General features: G+C 70.5%; 21 protein-coding genes. 15 read left to right on the plus strand and 6 right to left on the minus strand.

The features are described from left to right. Positions 1-29 precede the first annotated feature (29 nt). Positions 30-653: a TetR/AcrR family transcriptional regulator gene (locus AC1ROY_RS22185; RefSeq protein ID WP_493151069.1), complete on the minus strand. Its 624-nt coding sequence runs from the start codon at positions 651-653 to the stop codon at positions 30-32. A 122-nt stretch (positions 654-775) separates the two neighbouring features. Between AC1ROY_RS22185 and AC1ROY_RS22190 the strand changes: the two genes are divergently transcribed. Together AC1ROY_RS22190 and AC1ROY_RS22195 are read left to right on the plus strand one after the other, a co-directional pair. Further along, the gene (locus AC1ROY_RS22190) at positions 776-1,726 is read left to right on the plus strand and encodes an SDR family oxidoreductase (protein WP_493151070.1); all 951 of its coding nucleotides are present in this window, start codon (positions 776-778) and stop codon (positions 1,724-1,726) included. Position 1,727: 1 nt separating this feature from the next. Further along, the gene (locus AC1ROY_RS22195; RefSeq protein WP_493151071.1) at positions 1,728-2,201 is read left to right on the plus strand and encodes a hypothetical protein; all 474 of its coding nucleotides are present in this window, start codon (positions 1,728-1,730) and stop codon (positions 2,199-2,201) included. Here the strand turns inward: AC1ROY_RS22195 and AC1ROY_RS22200 are convergent. Then, complete coding sequence (locus AC1ROY_RS22200) at positions 2,198-3,658, minus strand: amidase (protein ID WP_493151072.1); 1,461 nt, start codon at positions 3,656-3,658, stop codon at positions 2,198-2,200. The two genes, AC1ROY_RS22195 and AC1ROY_RS22200, sit on opposite strands and share 4 nt — an antisense overlap. A gap of 102 nt (positions 3,659-3,760) precedes the next feature. Between AC1ROY_RS22200 and AC1ROY_RS22205 the strand changes: the two genes are divergently transcribed. The 5 genes from AC1ROY_RS22205 to AC1ROY_RS22225 all read left to right on the plus strand — a co-directional run bounded on the left by AC1ROY_RS22205 (position 3,761) and on the right by AC1ROY_RS22225 (position 8,737). Next, a complete protein-coding gene (locus AC1ROY_RS22205; RefSeq protein WP_493151073.1) occupies positions 3,761-4,711 on the plus strand; it encodes a 2-hydroxyacid dehydrogenase in 951 nt (316 codons plus the stop codon). After that, positions 4,708-5,463 carry an SDR family NAD(P)-dependent oxidoreductase gene (locus tag AC1ROY_RS22210; RefSeq protein ID WP_493151074.1) on the plus strand — a complete coding sequence of 252 codons (756 nt, stop codon included), beginning with the start codon at positions 4,708-4,710 and terminating at the stop codon, positions 5,461-5,463. The genes AC1ROY_RS22205 and AC1ROY_RS22210 overlap by 4 nt, the downstream gene beginning before the upstream one ends. Before the next feature lie 116 nt (positions 5,464-5,579). After that, positions 5,580-6,050: a MarR family winged helix-turn-helix transcriptional regulator gene (locus AC1ROY_RS22215; RefSeq protein ID WP_493151075.1), complete on the plus strand. Its 471-nt coding sequence runs from the start codon at positions 5,580-5,582 to the stop codon at positions 6,048-6,050. Positions 6,051-6,066: 16 nt separating this feature from the next. Further along, positions 6,067-7,206: an HlyD family secretion protein gene (locus AC1ROY_RS22220; RefSeq protein WP_493151076.1), complete on the plus strand. Its 1,140-nt coding sequence runs from the start codon at positions 6,067-6,069 to the stop codon at positions 7,204-7,206. Continuing rightward, positions 7,199-8,737, plus strand: coding sequence for a DHA2 family efflux MFS transporter permease subunit (locus AC1ROY_RS22225; RefSeq protein WP_493151077.1), 1,539 nt, complete (start codon positions 7,199-7,201; stop codon positions 8,735-8,737). The genes AC1ROY_RS22220 and AC1ROY_RS22225 overlap by 8 nt, the downstream gene beginning before the upstream one ends. Positions 8,738-8,762: 25 nt before the next feature. Here the strand turns inward: AC1ROY_RS22225 and wrbA are convergent, their stop codons facing one another. Further along, entirely contained in the window at positions 8,763-9,362 is a 600-nt protein-coding gene (gene wrbA / locus AC1ROY_RS22230) for an NAD(P)H:quinone oxidoreductase (RefSeq protein ID WP_493151078.1), read from the minus strand. Positions 9,363-9,546: 184 nt separating this feature from the next. On the opposite strand from wrbA, the gene AC1ROY_RS22235 reads away from it, so the two are divergent. From AC1ROY_RS22235 to AC1ROY_RS22245, 3 genes are all read left to right on the plus strand, one after another. Continuing rightward, positions 9,547-10,443 carry a LysR family transcriptional regulator gene (locus AC1ROY_RS22235; protein WP_493151079.1) on the plus strand — a complete coding sequence of 299 codons (897 nt, stop codon included), beginning with the start codon at positions 9,547-9,549 and terminating at the stop codon, positions 10,441-10,443. A gap of 116 nt (positions 10,444-10,559) precedes the next feature. Then, positions 10,560-11,531 (plus strand): Bug family tripartite tricarboxylate transporter substrate binding protein, encoded by a 972-nt coding sequence (locus AC1ROY_RS22240; RefSeq protein ID WP_493151080.1) that lies wholly within the window; start codon positions 10,560-10,562, stop codon positions 11,529-11,531. A gap of 60 nt (positions 11,532-11,591) precedes the next feature. Then, a complete protein-coding gene (locus AC1ROY_RS22245; RefSeq protein WP_493151081.1) occupies positions 11,592-11,987 on the plus strand; it encodes a carboxymuconolactone decarboxylase family protein in 396 nt (131 codons plus the stop codon). On the opposite strand, the gene AC1ROY_RS22250 is transcribed toward AC1ROY_RS22245, so the two are convergent. The 3 genes from AC1ROY_RS22250 to AC1ROY_RS22260 are packed head-to-tail and all read right to left on the minus strand — an operon-like array spanning position 11,984 to position 14,305. After that, positions 11,984-12,925 (minus strand): tripartite tricarboxylate transporter substrate binding protein, encoded by a 942-nt coding sequence (locus AC1ROY_RS22250; RefSeq protein ID WP_493151082.1) that lies wholly within the window; start codon positions 12,923-12,925, stop codon positions 11,984-11,986. The two genes, AC1ROY_RS22245 and AC1ROY_RS22250, sit on opposite strands and share 4 nt — an antisense overlap. A 5-nt stretch (positions 12,926-12,930) precedes the next feature. Further along, positions 12,931-13,329 (minus strand): RidA family protein, encoded by a 399-nt coding sequence (locus AC1ROY_RS22255; protein ID WP_493151083.1) that lies wholly within the window; start codon positions 13,327-13,329, stop codon positions 12,931-12,933. 25 nt (positions 13,330-13,354) lie between these two features. Then, positions 13,355-14,305, minus strand: a complete 951-nt coding sequence (locus AC1ROY_RS22260; RefSeq protein ID WP_493151084.1) for a LysR family transcriptional regulator — start codon at positions 14,303-14,305, stop codon at positions 13,355-13,357. Positions 14,306-14,472: 167 nt separating this feature from the next. Here AC1ROY_RS22260 and AC1ROY_RS22265 point away from each other — a divergent pair, with 167 nt between their 5' ends. The 5 genes from AC1ROY_RS22265 to AC1ROY_RS22285 all read left to right on the plus strand — a co-directional run bounded on the left by AC1ROY_RS22265 (position 14,473) and on the right by AC1ROY_RS22285 (position 18,510). Then, positions 14,473-15,459, plus strand: coding sequence for a Bug family tripartite tricarboxylate transporter substrate binding protein (locus AC1ROY_RS22265; protein ID WP_493151085.1), 987 nt, complete (start codon positions 14,473-14,475; stop codon positions 15,457-15,459). After that, on the plus strand, positions 15,459-15,665 hold the full coding sequence (locus AC1ROY_RS22270; protein ID WP_493151086.1) for a hypothetical protein: 207 nt from the start codon (positions 15,459-15,461) through the stop codon (positions 15,663-15,665). Before AC1ROY_RS22265 ends, AC1ROY_RS22270 begins: the two co-directional genes overlap by 1 nt. Next, a complete protein-coding gene (locus tag AC1ROY_RS22275) occupies positions 15,662-17,005 on the plus strand; it encodes an amidase (RefSeq protein WP_493151087.1) in 1,344 nt (447 codons plus the stop codon). Before AC1ROY_RS22270 ends, AC1ROY_RS22275 begins: the two co-directional genes overlap by 4 nt. A gap of 69 nt (positions 17,006-17,074) precedes the next feature. Continuing rightward, complete coding sequence (locus AC1ROY_RS22280; protein ID WP_493151088.1) at positions 17,075-18,091, plus strand: SDR family NAD(P)-dependent oxidoreductase; 1,017 nt, start codon at positions 17,075-17,077, stop codon at positions 18,089-18,091. Beyond that, positions 18,088-18,510 (plus strand): PaaI family thioesterase, encoded by a 423-nt coding sequence (locus AC1ROY_RS22285; protein ID WP_493151089.1) that lies wholly within the window; start codon positions 18,088-18,090, stop codon positions 18,508-18,510. Before AC1ROY_RS22280 ends, AC1ROY_RS22285 begins: the two co-directional genes overlap by 4 nt. The last annotated feature ends 1 nt before the right edge of the window (position 18,511 follow it).

The following is an 18,511-nucleotide window of genomic DNA, read 5'->3' on the forward strand; positions in this document are numbered from 1 at the left end:
ACCTTCGGCGATTTCCAGCGCCGCGTAGGCTAGCGTCCCGCTTCACGTCCCAGCTCCGCGAGCTGGGACCAGATCAGGCCGAAGACCTGGCGGGCGAAGTCCTCGAGGGCCGCCGCCCTGCCCGATTCCTGCCAGACCTCGCCAGCCACGCGCATGCCGCCGATCGCCGTCATGGCCAGCAGTCGGGCCTTCAGCCGATCCTCCTCGCGGCAGCGCGCCGCCAGCGCCTCGCACAGGCGCTGCTCCAGCCGCACATACTTCACCTGCTCGCGCGCGCGCAGCGCCGGCGTCCCGCGGATGAGCTGCGCGATGGCCATGGAGCGTGGCGTGATATGCGCGATGATGGTGGCGATCAGCGCCTCCTCCACCGTGCGCGTCATGGGCTCGCCGGCGGGGCGCGCGGCCACGGCATCGGCCAGGGCCTGGCCGAACTCGTCCTGCCAGGCGGCGATCACCTCCTCCTTGCTCGGGAAGTAGTCGAAGAAGCTGCGCTTGGAGACGTCGGCCGCGGCGGCGATCTCGTCGACCGTCGTGGCCTCGAAGCCCTTCTCCAGGAAAAGCGCGAGGGCGGAGGAGGAGATGCGCTGGCGCGTCTCGCGGCGCTTGCGCGATCGCAGGCCCTCCTGCGCGCCGGATGATTTCAAGTCAGACATAATTTTACTCATTGCAAGTTTGCATTTGGTGCAGATATATGCCGTCGCGCTGGGTCCACAAGGCTCCGGCTGGCCGCCAGCAAGGCGGCGCCACCACGTGAAGTCAATCGGAGATCGAGGCCATGGCTGCCTGGAACGTCGAACGGATCCCGTCGCAAAGGCGGAAGCTGGCCATCGTCACCGGGGCGACCAGCGGCATCGGCGCGGAAACCGCGCTGGCCCTGGCCGGCGCCGGGGCGCGGGTGATCCTCGCCTCGCGCAACGCGGCGAAGGGCGCGGAGGTTCTGGAGCATATCCGCGCCGTCCATCCGCTCGCGCTGGTCGATTTCGAGATCCTGGACCTCGCCAGCCTCGCCTCCGTCCAGGATTTCTGCGAGCGCATGGCCTGGGAGCATTCGCGCATCGACCTGCTGGTGAACAATGCCGGCGTCATGGCCATCCCGGACCGGAGGGTGACGGAAGACGGCTTCGAGATGCAGCTCGGCGCCAACTATCTCGGGCATTTCGCGCTCACCCTGCGGCTGCTGCCGCGCCTCCTGGCCGCGCCGGCGCCGCGGGTGGTGACGGTGAGCAGCCTCGCCCACCGCTCCGGCCGCATCCATTTCGACGATCTGCAGCTGGAGCGCAGCTACCGACCCTGGACCGCCTACGGCCAGTCCAAGCTGGCGACGCTGATGTTCTCGCTGGAGCTCGAGCGCCGCGCCCGTGCCGCGGGCTGGGAGCTGGTGAGCACCGCAGCTCATCCCGGCTTTGCCCGGACGGGCCTGCAGAGCACCGGCCCGCAGATGGGCCGCAGCGGACCCAGCCCGCTGCAACGCGCCGCCCGCATGCTGCAGCCCTTCCTCTCCCATTCGGCCGCGGCCGGCGCGCTGCCGACGCTGTTTGCGGCCACCTCGCCCGAGGCGGAGGGCGGCATGATGTACGGGCCCGACGGCTTCTACGAGATGAAGGGCCCGCCGCACCGCGCGCGCATCCTGGAGCACGCGCTCGACCGCGACGTCGCGGCGCGACTCTGGGAGGTGTCGGAGCAGTTGACCCGCGTGTCCGCCGAGCCTTTTCGGCTGGCCGCCTGAGATGGAGCTCGAACAGGCCATCCGTGCCTATTTCGGCACGCAGCGCATGGCCGCGACGATCGGCGGCGCGGTGGCGGCGGCGATGATCGTCGCCGCGGGCTGGCTGATCTGGCGCGGCGACGGCTTCGGGCGCGGCCTGGCCGTCGCGCTGGCCTTCATCGGCATCGTCTTCGGCGGCACCGGGATCGGCATGGTCCTGCGCGACGCGCCGCGCGTGGAACGACTCGCGCAGGGCGGCCCGGAAGCGATCGCCCAGGAGGAGGCGCGGATGACGCGCGTGGTGGCGAACTACCGGCGGATCCGCCTCTTCTTCTTCGCACTGGCCGCGGCGGCGCTGGTGCTGATGGCGCTCACCGCCGGCGGCCTGGCGCATGGGCTGGCGGTGGGCGTGCTGGTCCTCGTCGCCCTGGGGCTGACGATCGACCATTACGACCGGCTGCTCGGGATCGCCTATCTGACGGCGTTGCGGAGCTAGGCTTTTTCCGGCGGCGGCACGGTGCCGGGGCGCGGGTCGATCGGCACCATCTTCGCCAGCCCGCTGGCTTGCTCGAACAGCGCCGCCGCCTGGAGCGCGATCTCGTCGCGGCGCGGCGGCGCGACCACCTGGAGCCCCACCGGCCGCCCGTACTGGTCGAAGCCGCAGGGCACGGCCACGGCCGGACAGCCGGCCAGGGTGATGGCGGCGTTGATCATCGATCCCGCCATGTAGTTCTCGAGCTTCACGCCGGCGATGGTGTCGGGGTTGCGCAGCATCACGTCGAAGGCGGGCGTGGCGGCGCCGGGCGTGACGAAGACGTCGTATTTCGAGAACAGCGCGGCCATGCGGCGGTAGAAGGCGGCGCGCTCGCGGTCGGCCCAGGCGAGCTGGCTCGGCGTCGCCTTCAGGCCGCGCTCGGTGTTCCAGATGATGTCGGGCTTGATCAGGTCGCGATGGGTCAGGAGCTGCGCCTCGCGATCCACCACGAAGGCCTGGCTGCGCAGGATGAGGAAGGCCTCGCCGAGCTGGGCGAGGTCGGGGGAAAATTCCTCGACGATGCAGCCTGCGGCCTCGAAGGCGCGGACGGCCTGGGTGCAGATCTCGCGCGTCTCGCGGTCGATGGGGAGCTGACCGTTGAAATCGGCGGTGAAGGCGATGCGCTTCGGGCGCTCGGCCCCGGCAGCGGCGACCGCATCGGCATAGGAGCGGGACGGCGCGTCGTAGGTCAGCGGGTCGAGCGGGCACCAGCCGGCCATGCTGTCGAGGAACAGCGCGAGGTCGGGGACGTTCCGCGCCATCGGCCCCTGGACGGAGAGCGTGGAGAAGAGGTTGTTCACGGTGCCGCGCGTCACCCGCCCCGGCGAGGGCCGCAGCCCGACCACGCTGCAATAGGTGCCGGGACGCCGCAGGCTGCCGCCATGATCGGTGCCCTGGGCCAGCCACGCCTCGCCCGTCGCCAGCGAGACGGCGCCGCCGCCCGTGCTGCCGCCGCAGGTGAGCGAGGTGTTCCAGGGGTTGCGCGTGCGGCCGAAAACCTCGTTGAAGGTGGAGCCGCCGGCGCCGAATTCCGGCGTGTTGGACTTGCCGATGACGATGCCGCCATGCGCCTCGATGCGCTTCACGACGGGGTGGGAGTCGGCCGGGACGTGGTCCCGGAAAATCGGCGAGCCGTAGGTGGTGCGGACGCCGGCCACGTCGGTCAGGTCCTTGATGGAGACCGGCAGGCCGCCGAGCCAGCCGGCCTGACCCTCCAGCTCCCTGCCCTGCCCGGCCATCAGCCGCTTCGCATGATCGCGCGCGCGGTCGAGGCAGAGGGTGGGCAGCGCGTTCACCTCGGGCTCGACGGCGGCGATGCGCGCCGCGGCGGCGTCGACGAGCTCCAGCGGCGAGATGTCTCCGCGCTGGAGGCGGGCCACGGCCTCGGTGGCGGTCAGGCGGATCAGGTCGTCATGCATGCGGCGAAGTCTGGCACCGCTTCGGGCGGCGCGACAGACGGCGGCCGGTTGAAGATTCGCCTTGTGCATGCTGCACTGCAAAAACGCATTGCCGAGGTTCCGATGAAGCCGCCCATCCTCTTCGCCATGCCGATCTCGCCCCGGCTGCGCGACCGTCTGGCCGACCGCTACGAGCTCCTGGGCCCGCTCGACCGGGCCAAGCTCCTCCCCCTCCCCGCCGGCGCGGAGAAGGCCCGCGCGCTGGTCACGCTCGGCGGGCTGAAGACGGACATCGCCATGATGGACGCCCTGCCCGATCTAGGCCTCATCTCCTGCTACGGCACGGGCTTCGAGGGCGTGGACCGCGCGGAGGCGGCGCGGCGCGGCATCCAGATGACCCATGCGGGGGATTCCAACGCCACGGCGGTGGCGGAATTCGCGATGGGCCTCGTCATCGCCGCCGGCCGGAACCTGGTGCGCGGCGACCGCGTCGTGCGCGCGGGGCAATGGGCCAGCCTCTCCATCGAGCGCGTGCCGCTGACGCCGGGCCTGGCGGGCCAGAAGCTCGGCATCTGGGGGCTGGGCTCGATCGGGATGAAGATCGCCCAGCGCGCCGCTGCCTTCGAAATGGAGGTCGGCTACCACAACCGGAACCGCCGCCCCGACGTGGACTACGCCCATTTCGGCAGCCTGAAGGCGCTGGCCGAATGGTGCGACGTGCTGGTCGTCGGCGTGCGCGCCAATGCGGAGAATTATCACGCCATCAACGCGGAGATCCTCGATGCGCTCGGGCCGCAGGGCGTGCTGGTCAACATCTCGCGCGGCGTGGTGGTGGACGAGACGGCGCTGTGCGAGGCTCTGGAGCAGAACCGCATCCAGGGCGCCGGGCTCGACGTCTACGAGAACGAGCCGCACGTGTCCGAACGGCTGCGGAAGCTGGAGAATGCCGTGCTGACGCCCCACATGGCCGCGCTCTCGCGCAGCGCGCAATATGCCCAGCAGAAGGTGGTGATCGACAATCTCGACGCCTTCTTCGCGGGCCGGCCGCTCCGCTCGACGATGCCGCTGCCATGACCGCGGGCCGGGTCGCGCTGGTCACCGGAGCCTCGCGCGGCATCGGCGCGGCCACGGCCGCCGCGCTCGCGGCGCGCCGCTTTTCCGTCTTTCTCGTCGCCGAGGGCACGGCGGAGGAGCTCGCCGCCGTCGCGGCCGAGTGCCGCGCGAAGGGCGCGCCGGACGCGGCGCACGGAATCTTCGACCTCGCCGTCGCCGGCAATGCCGAGCGGATGGTCGATGCGGCGCTGGAGCGCTTCGGCCGCGTCGACGTGCTCGTGAACAATGCCGGCATTCGCTGCCGGAAGCCCTTCGGCACCTTCACGCGCGAGGATTTCTCGACCCTGCTGGAGGTGAACTTCGCCACCGCCTTCTTCGCCAGCCAGGCCGTGCTGCCGGCCATGCGGGCGCAGGGCGGCGGCCGCATCATCCAGGTCGCGAGCCAGATGGGACGTGTCGCCGGGGAGAACAACGCGCTCTACGGCAGCCTCAAGGCGGCGCTGATCCACCTCACGCGCAACATGGCCTTCGAGCTGGCGAAGGAGGGCATTCAGGTGAATTCCGTGAGCCCGGGCCCCATCGCCACCCAGTACAACATCGAGAGCTACGGCCGCGTCCCCGGCCGGATGGAGACCATGGTCTCGCGCATCCCGGCCGGGCGCATGGGCCAGCCCGGCGACATCGCCGAGGCCATCGCCTTCCTGGCCACGGCCGAGGGCGGCTTCATCCACGGCCACGACCTCGTGGTGGACGGCGGCTACACCATCCACTGAGCGCAGTCCCATGCGGAAAGCCTGGCCCGGCATCTTGTCCGGGCCGCGGGAAAAGCCTATCTCCCAAATCATAAGCTTACTTATAACAAGCTTACACAGAATTCATGAACCGACCCATGCCCAACGCCCAGCCCACCCTCGGCTTCGTCCTCAACGACGTGGCCCGCCTCCTGCGGAAGCGCTTCGAGCAGCGGGCCCGCGGGCTCAACCTGACGCGCGCGCAGTGGCAGGTGCTGGCCTACCTCTCCACCAACGAGGGGATTCATCAGGGCGGGCTGGCCGACCTGCTCGACATCGAGCCCATCACGCTCGTCCGCATCCTCGACAAGCTGGAGGCCAACGGCTTCGTCGAGCGGCGCCGGCACCCGACCGACCGGCGGATCTGGCTGCTCCACCTCATGCCCAAGGCGCATCCCATGCTCGCCCGCATGCGCGTGATCGGCGACGCGACGCGGCAGGATGCGCTGGACGGGCTGTCGGACGAGGAGCGCGCCCAGCTCCTGCGCATGCTGACCACCATGAAGCAGAACCTGCTCGAGGCCTGCGACAGGCCCATCGAGGAAGAGACGAGCCCGGTCGAGGCTTGAGACGAGGACGCCTGAGATGACCGTGATGAAGCCCCGGACGCAGGACGATGCGGCCCCGGCCCTGAGCTCCCCCGTCGTGCGGCCGCGCTTCGACCGCCGCCGGCTGGTGCGTGGATTGCTGTTCCTGCTGCTGCCGCTGGCCCTGATCGCCGGCGCCTACCTCTACGTCGAGGGCGGGCGGATCATGTCCACCGAGAACGCCTATGTGCGCGCCGACATGGTCGGCGTCTCGACCGACGTCTCCGGCATCGTGAAGGAGATTGCCGTCCACGAGAACCAGACCGTGGCGCTGGGCGACGTGCTGTTCCGGCTGGACGACGAACCCTTCCGCCTCGCCCTGGCGCGCGCCGAAGCGCAGATCGGAATTGTTACGAATGACATCAACGCGCTGAAGGCGAGCTACCGCGACATGCAGGCACAGATCCGCCAGGCGCAGGTCGACGTCGCCTACTACACGCGCGACCAGGAGCGGCAGCGGCAGCTGGCGCTCCGCCAGGCGGCCTCGGAGGTCACCTACGAGCAGGCGCAGCGCAACCTCCAATCCTCGCAGCAGAAGGTGGCGTCGCTGACGCAGCAGCTGGAGGGCATCGTCGCCAACCTCGCCGGCGATCCTGACATCGCGGTCGAGCAGCACCCGCGTTACCGGGACGCCGTCGCGCAGCGCGACGAGGCGGCGCGGCAGCTCGCCCATACCGTGGTGCGCGCGCCCAAGCCGGGCGTGGTGACCAACGTGCCCTCGCTGCAGCCCGGCCAGTACCTCGCCGCGGCCACGCCGGCCTTCGCCGTCGTCGCGACCGACCATCTCTGGGTGGACGCGAATCCCAAGGAGACGGAGCTGACGCACGTCCTGCCCGGGCAGCCCGTCACCCTCACGGTGGACACCTATCCCGGCGTGGATTGGCACGGCGTGGTGGATAGCGTGAGCCCGGCCTCCTCCGGCAGCTTCTCGCTCCTGCCCGCGCAGAACACGAGCGGCAACTGGGTGAAGGTGGTGCAGCGCATCCCCATGCGCGTGCGGATCGAGACGCCCGCGGACCTGCCGCAGCTGCGCGCCGGCATGAGCGTGGTCATCTCGGTCGACACCGGCCATCCGCGCGGCCTGCCGCTCTTCCTGCAGGGCCTGTTCGGTCGGGGATCGTCAGGCGGCCATGGCTAGCCCGCTCTCCCGGCACGGCGTCCCGAACCGGGGCGCCATCACGGCCTGCGTCATCCTGGCCGTGATCATGCAGGCGCTGGACACCACCATCGCCAACGTGGCGCTGCCCTATATCCAGGGCTCCGTCTCGGCGAGCGCGGACCAGATCAACTGGGTGCTCACCTCCTACATCGTGGCGGCGGCGATCATGACGCCGCCCTCGGGCTGGCTCTCCGGCCGCTTCGGGCGCAAGCGCGTGCTGCTGGTCTCGGTGGCGGGCTTCGTGGTGGCCTCGATCCTCTGCGGCCTGGCGCAGTCGCTGCCGCAGATCGTGGGCTTCCGCCTGCTGCAGGGCTTCTTCGGCGCGGCACTGGTGCCGCTCTCCCAGGCCATCCTGCTGGACATCTACACGCCGGAGGAGCGCGGCTCCGCCATGGCGCTGTTCGGCGTCTCCGTCATGGTGGGGCCGGTGCTCGGCCCGGTGATCGGCGGCTGGCTGACCGACAACATCTCCTGGCGCTGGGTCTTCTACATCAACCTGCCGCTGGGGCTGCTGGCCTTCGCGGGGATCACCGCCTTCGTGCGGGAGACGCCGATCACGCGGGCCACCAGGCTGGACTGGATGGGCTTCGGCTCGCTCAGCATCGCCATCGGCGCGTTGCAGGTGGCGCTGGACCGCGGCGAGCAGCTGAACTGGCTCGGCTCGGGCGAGATCCTCATCGAGCTGACCATCGCCGCCTCGGCCTTCTACATCTTCCTCGTGCACACCTTCACGGCGGAGAATTCCTTCGTGAACCCGCGGCTCTTCCTCGACCGCAACTTCTCCGTGGGGATGCTCTTCATTTTCGTGGTGGGCATCACCTATCTGGCCTCGCTGGCGCTGATGACGCCCTACCTTCAATCGCTGATGGGCTATCCGGTGGTGACGGCGGGCATCGTCATGGGGCCGCGCGGGATGGGCACGATGCTGTGCATGTTCATCGTCGGCAAGCTGATCGGGAAGGTGGACATCCGCATCCTGCTCGCCATCGGCCTGCTGCTCACCGCCTGGGCCATGTACGACATGACGGGATGGACGCCCGACGTCTCGCAATGGACCATCATCGTCACGGGCTTCGTCCAGGGTGCCGGGCTCGGCTTCCTCTTCGTGCCCCTGACGACGGTGACCTTCTCCACCCTGCCGGCGCATCAGCGCGGCGAGGGGACGGGCCTCTACAACCTCTCGCGCAACATCGGCTCGGCGGTGGGCATCTCGATCGTCTCGGCGCTGCTGGTGTCCAACACCCAGGCGAACCACGAGGAGATCGGCACCTACCTCACGCCCTTCAACCGCGTGCTGCAGAACCCGGTGCTGCGCGCGATGCTGGATCCCACGACCCTGGCCGGCCGCGCGACGCTGGACGGGATGGTGACGCAGCAGGCGACCATCATCGCCTATATCGACGACTTCAAGCTGCTGATGATCCTGTGCATCGTCGTGATGCCGATGCTGATGCTGCTGCGCCGCTCCTCCACGCCACCGCCCAAGGACCACGCCGTCGTGATGGAGTAGGGAGGCCCGCGGCCTCCCCGCCCGCTCAGCCGAAGAGCTTCGCCGCGGTCTTCGCGACCAGCTCGCCCTGGTGGCGCGCGCCGGCGAGCTCGATCTCGCTCGGCTGGCGCGAGCCGTCGCCGCCGGCGATGGTCGTGGCGCCGTAGGGCGCGCCGCCGGCGATCTCGGCCAGCGTCATCTGGCCCTGGAAGCTGTAGGGCAGGCCCACGATCACCATGCCGAAATGCAGCAGGTTGGTGATGAGGGAGAAGAGCGTCGTCTCCTGCCCGCCATGCTGGGTCGCTGTCGAGGTGAAGGCCGCGCCGACCTTGCCGTTCAGCGCGCCGCGCGCCCAGAGCCCGCCGGCCTGGTCAAGGAAGGCCGCCATCTGCGACGACATGCGCCCGAAGCGCGTGCCGGTGCCCAGGATGATCGCGTCGTAGTCCGCGAGCTCGGCGATGGTCGCGACATCGGCGGCCTGATCGAGCTTGAAATGGGCAGCCTGGGCCACCTCCAGCGGCGCCGTCTCGGGCACCCGCTTGATGTCGACCTGCGCGCCCGCGGCGCGCGCGCCCTCGGCGACGGCCCCGGCCATCGTCTCGATATGACCGTAGGACGAGTAGTAGAGCACCAGAACCTTTGCCATTGCGGCCTCCTGAGTTGACGCGCCGCGGGCGTGAACCCTCCGGGGCGTCCCGGCTTGTTGCGATGGGTCCGGGTTTGACGGGACGTGCCGTCGCGTCGCCGCTCGAACCTTGGCGCCCATCTAGGCCCGGGCCGATTTCCAGAAAATCGGGATAATATGGATCGACACGTTCGAGGAATTCGATATGTCCGATCCCGGCATCCCCACCTTCGACCAGCTGCGCGTCTTCCTGGCCGTGGTCGAGGCCGGCAGCTTCGCGGGCGCTGCGCGGCGCCTCGGCCGCGCCACCTCGGTCGTCAGCTATGCGATCGGCAATCTCGAGGCGCAGCTCGGCGTCGCGCTCTTCGACCGCGAGGGCACGAAGCGCCCGCTGCTGACCGAGGGCGGGCGGACAGTGCTCGCCGAGGCGCGCTCCATCGCCCATGGCATGGACGGGCTGCGCGCGAAGGTGAAGGGGCTCCGGCAGGGGCTGGAATCCGAGGTCCACCTGGCGCTCGACGTCATGCTGCCGGCGGCGCGCGTGGTGGACGCGCTGAAGGCCTTCCGGGAGGAATTCCCGACCGTCGCGCTGCGCCTCCATGTCGAGGCGCTCGGCGCGGTCGCGCAGATGGTGCTGGAGCGGCGCGCGGGCCTCGGCGTCAGCGGGCCGCTCTTCACCCCCTTGCCCGGGCTCGAATGCGTCGACCTGGGGCATGTGGAGCTGGTGCCGGTCGCCGCGCCGGATCACCCGCTCGCCCAGGGCCGTAACCCCGTCGGCGCGGGGCGGGAGCATGTCCAGCTCGTCCTGACGGACCGCTCGCCCTTCACCGAGGGGCAGGACTTCGCGGTGATCGGCGTGCGGACCTGGCGGCTGGCGGATCTCGGCTCCAAGCACATGCTGCTGAAGGAGGGCATCGGCTGGGGCAACATGCCGCTGCCCATGGTGCGCGAGGATCTCAAGACGGGCCGCCTCGTCCGGATCGACATGCCGGAATTCCGGGGCGCGCCCTATCAGCTCCAGGCCATCTACCGCACGGAAGCGCCGCCGGGGCCGGCGGCCGCCTGGCTCATTGCGCGCTTCGAGGGTCAGGCCTCGGAATAGGCGCGATCTGCCCAAGGGCGCGGCATTCCCGGACCGCGGAGATCGCCCGCCCCGGCTCCGCAGGCCGGCACGGAAATTGCTGAATTTCCGTTCACCTGTCCTCACAAGGAATCGGCATGCGGGCGATCCTGGGCTTCCTGGCGACGATCCTCTCCATCGGCCTCGCACAGGCGGAGGATGCTTACCCCTCGCGCCCCGTGACGCTGATCGTGGCCTTCGCGCCAGGCGGGCCGACGGACACCACCGGCCGGCTTCTCGCCGAGGCCATGGGCGCGCGGCTCAACCAGCGCTTCGTGGTGGAGAACGTCTCGGGCGCCGGCAGCACCATCGGCGCGGCCCGCGTCGCGCGCTCGGCGCCCGACGGCTACACGCTGCTGCTCAACCACCTCGCGCTGCCCGGCGGCGCGGCGCTCTATGCGAGCCTGCCCTATGACACCGCGACCGCCTTCGCGCCGATCGGCCTGATCAACTACGGGCCGCTGGTGCTGGTCGGCCGGAAGGACCTGCCGGTCGCCGACACGGCCGGGCTGCTGGCCTGGATGCGGGCGCGCGGGCCGGCGCTGAACATGGGTCATGCGGGCATCGGCTCGCCCACGCATCTGTGCAGCATCATGATCCAGCACCGGCTCGGCGTGGGCTTCAACGACATCGGCTATCGCGGCAGCGCGCCGGCGATGCAGGACATGATGGCCGGCCATGTGGACATGGTCTGCGACCTCTCGACGACCGCGCTGCCGCAGGTGCAGGGCGGCAACGCCAAGGCCTTCGCGGTGACGACCAGGAGCCGCCTCGACGCGCTTCCCGCCGTGCCGACCGTGGCGGAAGCCGGCTTCCCGGGCTTCGAGCTGATTCTGTGGAATGCGATCTACGCGCCCGCCGGCACGCCGCGCCCGATCGTCGAGCGGCTGAACGCCGCGCTGCGCGCGAGCATCGCCGACCCGGCCATGCGCCGCCGCTTCGCCGAGTTCGGCACCGAGGTCTTCCCCGAGGCGGAGCAGACGCCCGAGGCCGCGAGCACCCGCCTCCAGGCCGAGATCGTCGCCATCCGCGACACGGTGCGGGCGATGAACATCCAACCGGAGCGCTGACGGCGGCTTGCGGCGGGTCCCGAACCGCCTACCCTCCGCGGATCAACCGGAGGAAGAACCATGGACGAGAACGCCGCGCACGAAGTCCTGCGGGCCAAGGGCCGCGCCGAGATGCGCGAGATCCTCGGCAGCGTCTATACCGAGACCCGCGACAAGGGCACGAACCCCTTCAATTCAGCGGTCCGCGCGCTCTCGGAGGAGATGGCCTATGCCACGCTCTGGACGCGGCCGGGGCTGGACCGCAAGCAGCGCAGCCTGATCACGCTGGCCATGATCTGCGCGCTGAACCATCCGCATGAGCTGCGCATCCATCTGATCGGCGCGCTGAACAACGGCTGCACGGCGGAGGAGATCAGCGAGGTCTTCACCCACGCCGTGGCCTATTGCGGCTTCCCCGCCGCCATCGACGCGCTGCGCCTCGCCGAGCAGGTGCTGAAGGAGCAGGGCGCGCTTTAGGGGCGGATCCCCAGCGCATCCAGCAGCGCCCGCTTCGACGTGACGTCCGCCTCGATCGCGGCGCCGAAGGCCGGGCCGTCGAGATAGGCGATGCGCTCGCGCAGCCGTTCCGCGACGGTGCGGTAGGCCTCAGAGCGCAGCCCGGCCTCGCAGGCGCGCTCCAGCGCGGCGCGAACCGGCGGCTCCAGCCCTGCCGGAGCCAGAACGCCGCCGATCACCGATTGCGTCGCGGCGAAGCCCTGCGAGGGCAGCGTCGGCACGTTGGGGAAATACGGGTTGGGCGTGTTCGAGAAGATGCCGAGCATCCGCAGCCCCTGCGCATCCGCAAGGCTCGCGGCCAGCGAGCCGGCCGCGATGTCGCCGCTGCGCAGCGCCGGCACCACGGGCGCGTCGCCGCGATAGGGCACGTGCAGCATCTGCACGCCGGCCGCGCGCACGAACTCGGCCATGGCGAGATGCGCCGCGCTGCCCGTGCCGTTCACGCCGAAGGAGAGCTCTCCCGGCCTGGCCCGCGCCGCGGCGGCCAGGTCGGCCGCCGTGCGGTAGGGGCTCTCGGGCGAGACGGCGAGGGCGAAGACCAGCTCGAAGGTCTGGCAGATCGGCGTGAACGAGTTCAGCCGATACGGCAGGCTCGGATTGAGGTGCGGCTGCAGGCCCACCGAGGTCGAGGTGGTGAAGCCGAGCGTGTAGCCGTCCGGCCGCGCCTGGGCGAGCGCGGCCGCGCCCACGGAGCCGGCGCCGCCGTCGCGGTTGATGACGGCGATGCTCTGGCCGAGCTCGGCGGACATGGCCTGGGCGACGGCGCGCGCCAGCAGGTCCGTGGCGCCGCCGGGCGGAAAGCTCACCAGGAGCTGGAGCGGGCGGCTCGGCGCGAAGGTCTGGGCCTGCGCCAGGATCGGCGCAGCGACGGCGGCGAGGGCCAGGAGAATCCGGCGCATCGCCCTCAATCCTGGATCACGGCGATGGCGCTTATCTCGATCAGCGCGTCGGGCGTCGTCATCTTCGGCGTCTCGACCATCGTGGAGGCCGGCGGCGATCCCGTGAAGTACTGGCGGCGCACCTTATGGATGAGGTCGAACTGCTCCATGTTGCGTACGAAGACGTCGACGCGGCAGATGTCGTCGAGCGTGCCGCCCGCGGCCTCCATCGCCGCCTTGATGTTCTCGCAGACCTGGATGGTCTGTTTCTCGATGTCGCCGACGCCGACGATCCTGCCCTCCGAATCCTTGGCCAGCATGCCGGAGACGAAGACGATGCGGCCGCGCGCCTCCACGACTGTGGCATGGGCGAAATGGCCGCTGGGCTTGCCGATCTTGGGCGAGGCGATCTGGGTCTTGGGCATGGGGCGTTTCCTCCGCGAATGGCGCTTATAAGGAGTATCGGCGGGGGTCGCGGGGCAGGACAAGCCGGGGTGTCTCCGCCTGGCCGTCCCGCAGCTCCGGGCAGCCGCGCGCGATGTGGAGGAAGGCGGAGGCGAGGTCGCTGGTGCCCTGGTTCCTGTAGGCCACCCCGGTCTCCACGCTCAGGGACTGCTCCACCAGGGGCCTGCACACGATGTCGCGCCATTGGAGGGTCGCCACCGAGGCCGGCTGCAGCGACACGCCGATCCCGGCCGCGACGAGGGCCAGGGCCGACATGATGGTCTCCGCCTCCTGCACATCGCCGAGGGTGAAGCCGCCGCCACGCAGGCAGGCCGCGCTGATCCGGTCGTAATGCCGCGGCGCCAGCACGCGCGGGAAGAGGATGAAGCGCTCGCCTGCCAGCGCGCGCAGCGGGATCCGGTCCCGCGCCGCCAGGGGATGCGCCTCCGGCAGCACGGCCACCATCGGCTCATGGTGGATGGCCTCCACCCGGATGCCCCGGAACTCGCAGGGCAGCCGTAGGATGGCGACCTCGATCAGCCGGTCCGCCACGGCCTGGAGGAGCTGGTGGCTGTTGAGGTTGCGCAGGTCGAGCGTGACGTTCGGATGCTCCGCGCGGAAGCGGCGGACGACCGCGGGCAGCACCTTGAAGTCGGCGGCCGGCGAATGCCCGACCGCGAGGTGGAGATGCGGCCCGACGGCCGCGCTGCGCGCCGCCTGGGCCGCGCGTTCGGCCCCGTTCAGCACGGATTGCGCATGCTCGAGGAAGTGCTGGCCGGCGGTGGTGAGCTGCACGCGGCGCCGGTCGCGCAGGAAGAGCTCGACGCCCAGCTCCGCCTCGAGCTGGCGGATCTGCTGGCTCAACGGCGGCTGCGACATCTTCAGCTGCGTGGCCGCGCGGCCGAAATGCAGCTGCTCGGCCACGGCGACGAAATAGCGGAGGTGGCGGAGCTCCAAGCGAGGCCTCCCGGTCCTGGGCCGCGATGCGCAGCAATATCCGCGCCAATGGCCAGCAGGCTCTCTCAGTCGCCGGACGTCTCACAGGACCCGGCGAATGTATTGGACGGGGCCGGCGGCTTGCCCAAGGATTGGGCATCCGGTCCGCATAAGGAGTGCCCTGCCTCATGATGCATCGCCGCCACCTGCTGGCCGCCGCCGCGATGGTGCCGGGCCTCGCCCGCGCCGCCGTCCTGCCGGACGGGAAGCCGCTGCGCTTCATCGTCCCCTTCCCGCCCGGCGGGCAGGGCGACACGGTGGCGCGGCTCTATGGCGATGCGCTCACCTCCGCCACGGGCCAGGTGGTGGTGGTCGAGAACCGGCCCGGCGGCAACGGCGTGCTGGGCGTCGAGGCCATCATGCGCTCGCCGCCGGACGGCGCGACGGTGGGGCTGCTCAACGTCGCCGCCTTTACGGCCCTGCCCCACATGATGGCGCGGCCGAGCTACACGCTGCGCGACCTCACCGTCGTCACCCGCGTGGCCAGCAGCGTCTGCGTCTGCGTCGTGACCGCCGAGCGCGCGCGGCAGCGCGGCTGGACGGATTTCCGGGCCCTGATCAACTGGGCGAAGCAGCCGGGCCATCAGCTCAGCAAGGGCTCCTCCGGGAACGGCTCCATCGCGCACCTGCTGATCGCGCTGGTGGCGCGGCGCACGGGCGCCGACATCCTGCATGCGCCCTATCGCGGCGGCGCGCCGGCGGCGACCGACCTGCTCGGCGGCAACATCGACATGGTCTTCGACTTCATGCCGGCGCTCATGCCGCACATCCAGTCGGGCCGGCTGGTCGCACTGGCGGTCAGCAGCAACGGCCGCAGCCCGATCCTGCCGGATGTCCCGGGCATGGCAGAATTCCCGGACCTCGGCCTCGGCGAGGTGGACATGCAGAGCTGGAACGCCCTCTGCGGCCCGGCCGGCCTGTCCGCCGGCACCGTCGCGCGGCTCTATGACGGCTTCAAGCAGGCCGCGGCCTCGCCCGTCCTGGCCGAACGGCTCCGCGCCTCCGGCCTGCTGGTCGGCGTCTCCGACACGCCGACGGCCGTGCAGGAGCAGATCGCGCGCGAGATGCCGATGTGGCGCGAAGTGGTGGAACTCTCCGGCGCGAAGATCGACTGATGAAGCTCACTCCCGACATGACCCAGGAGCAGATCCGCCGGATCCTGCTGGATGCCGCCCACGACCCGCTCGGTCCGGACGGCGCGCACCACATGCAATCCGTCGCGGCCCAGGCGGCGCGGGCCATCCAGGCCGTGCTGAAGGAGCCGCTGCTGCCCTTCAGCGAGGAGCCGGAGGTCGCGGGCGGGGCGCGGCGCGCGCCATGAAGCTGCACGAACTGACGGTCACCGAGGCCGCGGCCGGAATCCGCCGCGGCGAGTTTTCGCCACTCGAGCTCACCGACGCGCTGCTGGCGCGCATCGAGGCCACCGAAGGCGACATCCAGGCCTGGGAGGTCATCGATGCCGAAGGCGCCCGCCGCGCCGCGCGCTGGATGACCGACCGCCTGCGCGAGCGTCCGGCGGGCGACAGCCTCTATGGCGTGCCCATCGGAATCAAGGACATCTTCGACGCCAGGGGCCTGCCGACCAGCTGCAACTTCGAGCCCTACCGCAAGACCCCGGCCGAGGACGATGCCGGCATGGTCGCGCTGCTGCGCGCGGCCGGCGCGGTGATCCTCGGCAAGACGGTGACGGTGCAGTTCGCCACCGCGCTGGACTCGCCCAAGTCGCGCAATCCCTGGGACCTGACGCGCACGCCGGGCGGCTCCTCCTCTGGCTCGGCGGCGTCCGTCGCGGCGCGGCAAGTGCCGGCCGCGACGGGGACGCAGACCGGCGGCTCCATCCTGCGTCCCGCGGCCTATTGCGGCATCGTCGGCCTCAAGCCGAGCTTCGGCCGCATCTCCCGCCACCGCGTGGCGCCGGTGAGCTGGAGCTTCGACCATCCGGGCTTCCTCGCGCGCTCGGTGGCCGATGCCGCGCTGCTGCTGCAGGCGGTGGCGAGGCATGACCCGCGCGCCCCCTTCTCCGCTGAGCAGCAGCCCGAGGATTTCGTGGGCGCCGCGGCCCGGCCGCTGGAGAGGCCCAAGTTCGGCCTCGTCGCCGACCTGCTCGATCGCGCGGAGCCGCCGGTCCGCCTCGCCGCCGAGGCCGCCGCGAACCGCCTCGCGATGGCCGGCGCCGAGATCCGCGTGCTGCGCCTGCCGGTGGAGATGGACCGGCTGCTCGGCGCGCATTTCCTCATCCGCGTGACCGAGGCCGCCGCCGTCCATGCCGTGCAGCACGACGCGCTCGGCGAGCACTACGAGCCCAACCTGCGCGCCAATATCGAGATCGGGCAGGTCCTTCCTGCCTGGCTGAACGTCCATGCCGCGCGGCTGCGGCGGCGCTATCGCGCGCAGGTCTGCGGGATGTTCGCCGGCCTCGACGGGCTGATCGCGCCCACCGCCTCCAACCTGCCGCCGGACCGCAGCACGGGCGTGGGCGATCCTTCCTTCCAGGTGCTCTGGTCGCTTTTCGGCCTGCCCAACATCACCCTGCCCACCGGGCTGAGCCCAGAGCGCCTGCCGCACGGGATGCAGATCATCGCGCCCTTCTTCGAGGAGGCACGGCTGTTCCGCATGGCGGCCTGGGCGGAACAGGTCTTCGGGCCCATCCCCGCGCCCTGACCCCCGGTTGCCAAGGCCGGGAGCTTGCGTGAAGGTGCCGCAACTTTTTGGCGACACCGGGAATCAACGATGACTGCAACGATGCGCGCCCTCGTGCTGCGCGAGCATGGCGACCTCGACAAGCTCCAGGTGGTCGAGGACCATCCCATGCCGGTCGCCGATGCCGATCATGTGGTCATCCGCGTGGGCGCCTCCTCCTTCAACTATCACGACGTCTTCACCGTGAAGGGCATGCCCGGCATCAAGGTGCCGATGCCGGTGGTGATCGGCCTCGACATGGCCGGGACCATTTCCGAAGTCGGCGAAGGCGTCACCGGCTGGTCCGTGGGCGACCGCGTGCTGGTGAACCCGCTCAACAAGAAGAAGGGGCTGATGGGCGAGATGCTCGACGGCGGCATGGCGGAATACTGCCGCGTCGCCGCCGACCAGCTCATCCGCATGCCCGACGGCGTCTCCTTCGCGCAGGCGGCCTCGCTGCCCGTGGCCTATGGCACGGCGCACCGCATGATCGTGACGCACAACACCATCAAGAAGGGCGACGTGGTGCTGATCCTCGGCGCCTCGGGCGGCGTGGGGACGGGCTGCGTGGTGCTCGCCAAGCAGATGGGCGCCCATGTCATCGCCTGCGCCGGCAGCGACGAGAAATGCGAGGCGTTGCTGAAGATGGGCGCCGACGAGGCCGTCAACTACAACAAGACCGACTGGTCCAGATGGGCGGTCGAGAAGTATGGCAAGCCGCAGCGCCGCAGCTATGAGGGCGGCGTGGACGTCGTCATCAACTTCACCGGCGGCGACACCTGGGGCCCGACGCTCCGCTGCGTGAAGCGCGGGGGAAAGATCCTGGTCTGCGGCGCGACGGCCGGCCACGATCCGAAGGAGGACCTGCGCTACGTCTGGTCCTTCGAGCTGCAGATCATCGGCTCCAACTCCTTCTATGACGACAATCTTTCCGCATTGATGGAGATGATCCAGGACGGCCGCATCACGCCCGTGCTGGACAAGGTCCTGCCGCTGGAGGAGGCCGCCGAGGGACTGCGCCTCATCCGCGACCGCGAGGTGCTGGGCAAGGTGGTGGTGACGCCATGAGCGAGAAGGCTCCCCTTCCCACCGCCGCCGAGGTCGAGGCGAAGCTGCGCCGCGGGCCATTCCATCAGTGGCTCGGCATCACCGTGCAGGAGGTCGGCGAGGGCACCATCTCTCTGACCGCCGCCTGGCGCGAGGAGTGGGTCGTGAATATCGAGGGCGGCTATACCCATGGCGGCATCCTCGCCGCGCTGGTGGACCTCACGGCCGACTGGGCGCTGGTCTCGACCACGGGCCGGGGGGTGCCGACCATCGACATGCGGGTGGACTACCACCGCCCCGCCGGCAAGGGCGACCTGACCGCCAAGGGCCGCGTGAAGCGGATCGGCGGGCAGTTCTCGGTGGCCGAGGCGGATGTCTTCGATGCCGGCGGCAAGCTCGTCGCCTCCGGGCGCGGCGTCTACGCGATGCCGAAGGCCTGAC

The sequence above is a fragment of the Roseococcus sp. GW821-FHT12F05 genome (assembly GCF_058806835.1).

What these genes read in the sequence shown, in the direction of transcription:
- AC1ROY_RS22285 (WP_493151089.1), top strand. Translation starts at nt 18,088, where the DNA reads ATGAGCGAGAAGGCTCCCCTTCCCACCGCCGCCGAGGTCGAGGCGAAG.
- AC1ROY_RS22195 (WP_493151071.1), top strand. Translation starts at nt 1,728, where the DNA reads ATGGAGCTCGAACAGGCCATCCGTGCCTATTTCGGCACGCAGCGCATG.
- AC1ROY_RS22270 (WP_493151086.1), top strand. Translation starts at nt 15,459, where the DNA reads ATGAAGCTCACTCCCGACATGACCCAGGAGCAGATCCGCCGGATCCTG.
- AC1ROY_RS22240 (WP_493151080.1), top strand. Translation starts at nt 10,560, where the DNA reads ATGCGGGCGATCCTGGGCTTCCTGGCGACGATCCTCTCCATCGGCCTC.
- AC1ROY_RS22215 (WP_493151075.1), top strand. Translation starts at nt 5,580, where the DNA reads ATGCCCAACGCCCAGCCCACCCTCGGCTTCGTCCTCAACGACGTGGCC.
- AC1ROY_RS22185 (WP_493151069.1), bottom strand. Translation starts at nt 653, where the DNA reads ATGTCTGACTTGAAATCATCCGGCGCGCAGGAGGGCCTGCGATCGCGC.
- AC1ROY_RS22275 (WP_493151087.1), top strand. Translation starts at nt 15,662, where the DNA reads ATGAAGCTGCACGAACTGACGGTCACCGAGGCCGCGGCCGGAATCCGC.
- wrbA (WP_493151078.1), bottom strand. Translation starts at nt 9,362, where the DNA reads ATGGCAAAGGTTCTGGTGCTCTACTACTCGTCCTACGGTCATATCGAG.
- AC1ROY_RS22200 (WP_493151072.1), bottom strand. Translation starts at nt 3,658, where the DNA reads ATGCATGACGACCTGATCCGCCTGACCGCCACCGAGGCCGTGGCCCGC.
- AC1ROY_RS22190 (WP_493151070.1), top strand. Translation starts at nt 776, where the DNA reads ATGGCTGCCTGGAACGTCGAACGGATCCCGTCGCAAAGGCGGAAGCTG.
- AC1ROY_RS22210 (WP_493151074.1), top strand. Translation starts at nt 4,708, where the DNA reads ATGACCGCGGGCCGGGTCGCGCTGGTCACCGGAGCCTCGCGCGGCATC.
- AC1ROY_RS22235 (WP_493151079.1), top strand. Translation starts at nt 9,547, where the DNA reads ATGTCCGATCCCGGCATCCCCACCTTCGACCAGCTGCGCGTCTTCCTG.
- AC1ROY_RS22245 (WP_493151081.1), top strand. Translation starts at nt 11,592, where the DNA reads ATGGACGAGAACGCCGCGCACGAAGTCCTGCGGGCCAAGGGCCGCGCC.
- AC1ROY_RS22225 (WP_493151077.1), top strand. Translation starts at nt 7,199, where the DNA reads ATGGCTAGCCCGCTCTCCCGGCACGGCGTCCCGAACCGGGGCGCCATC.
- AC1ROY_RS22250 (WP_493151082.1), bottom strand. Translation starts at nt 12,925, where the DNA reads ATGCGCCGGATTCTCCTGGCCCTCGCCGCCGTCGCTGCGCCGATCCTG.
- AC1ROY_RS22280 (WP_493151088.1), top strand. Translation starts at nt 17,075, where the DNA reads ATGACTGCAACGATGCGCGCCCTCGTGCTGCGCGAGCATGGCGACCTC.
- AC1ROY_RS22205 (WP_493151073.1), top strand. Translation starts at nt 3,761, where the DNA reads ATGAAGCCGCCCATCCTCTTCGCCATGCCGATCTCGCCCCGGCTGCGC.
- AC1ROY_RS22255 (WP_493151083.1), bottom strand. Translation starts at nt 13,329, where the DNA reads ATGCCCAAGACCCAGATCGCCTCGCCCAAGATCGGCAAGCCCAGCGGC.
- AC1ROY_RS22220 (WP_493151076.1), top strand. Translation starts at nt 6,067, where the DNA reads ATGACCGTGATGAAGCCCCGGACGCAGGACGATGCGGCCCCGGCCCTG.
- AC1ROY_RS22265 (WP_493151085.1), top strand. Translation starts at nt 14,473, where the DNA reads ATGATGCATCGCCGCCACCTGCTGGCCGCCGCCGCGATGGTGCCGGGC.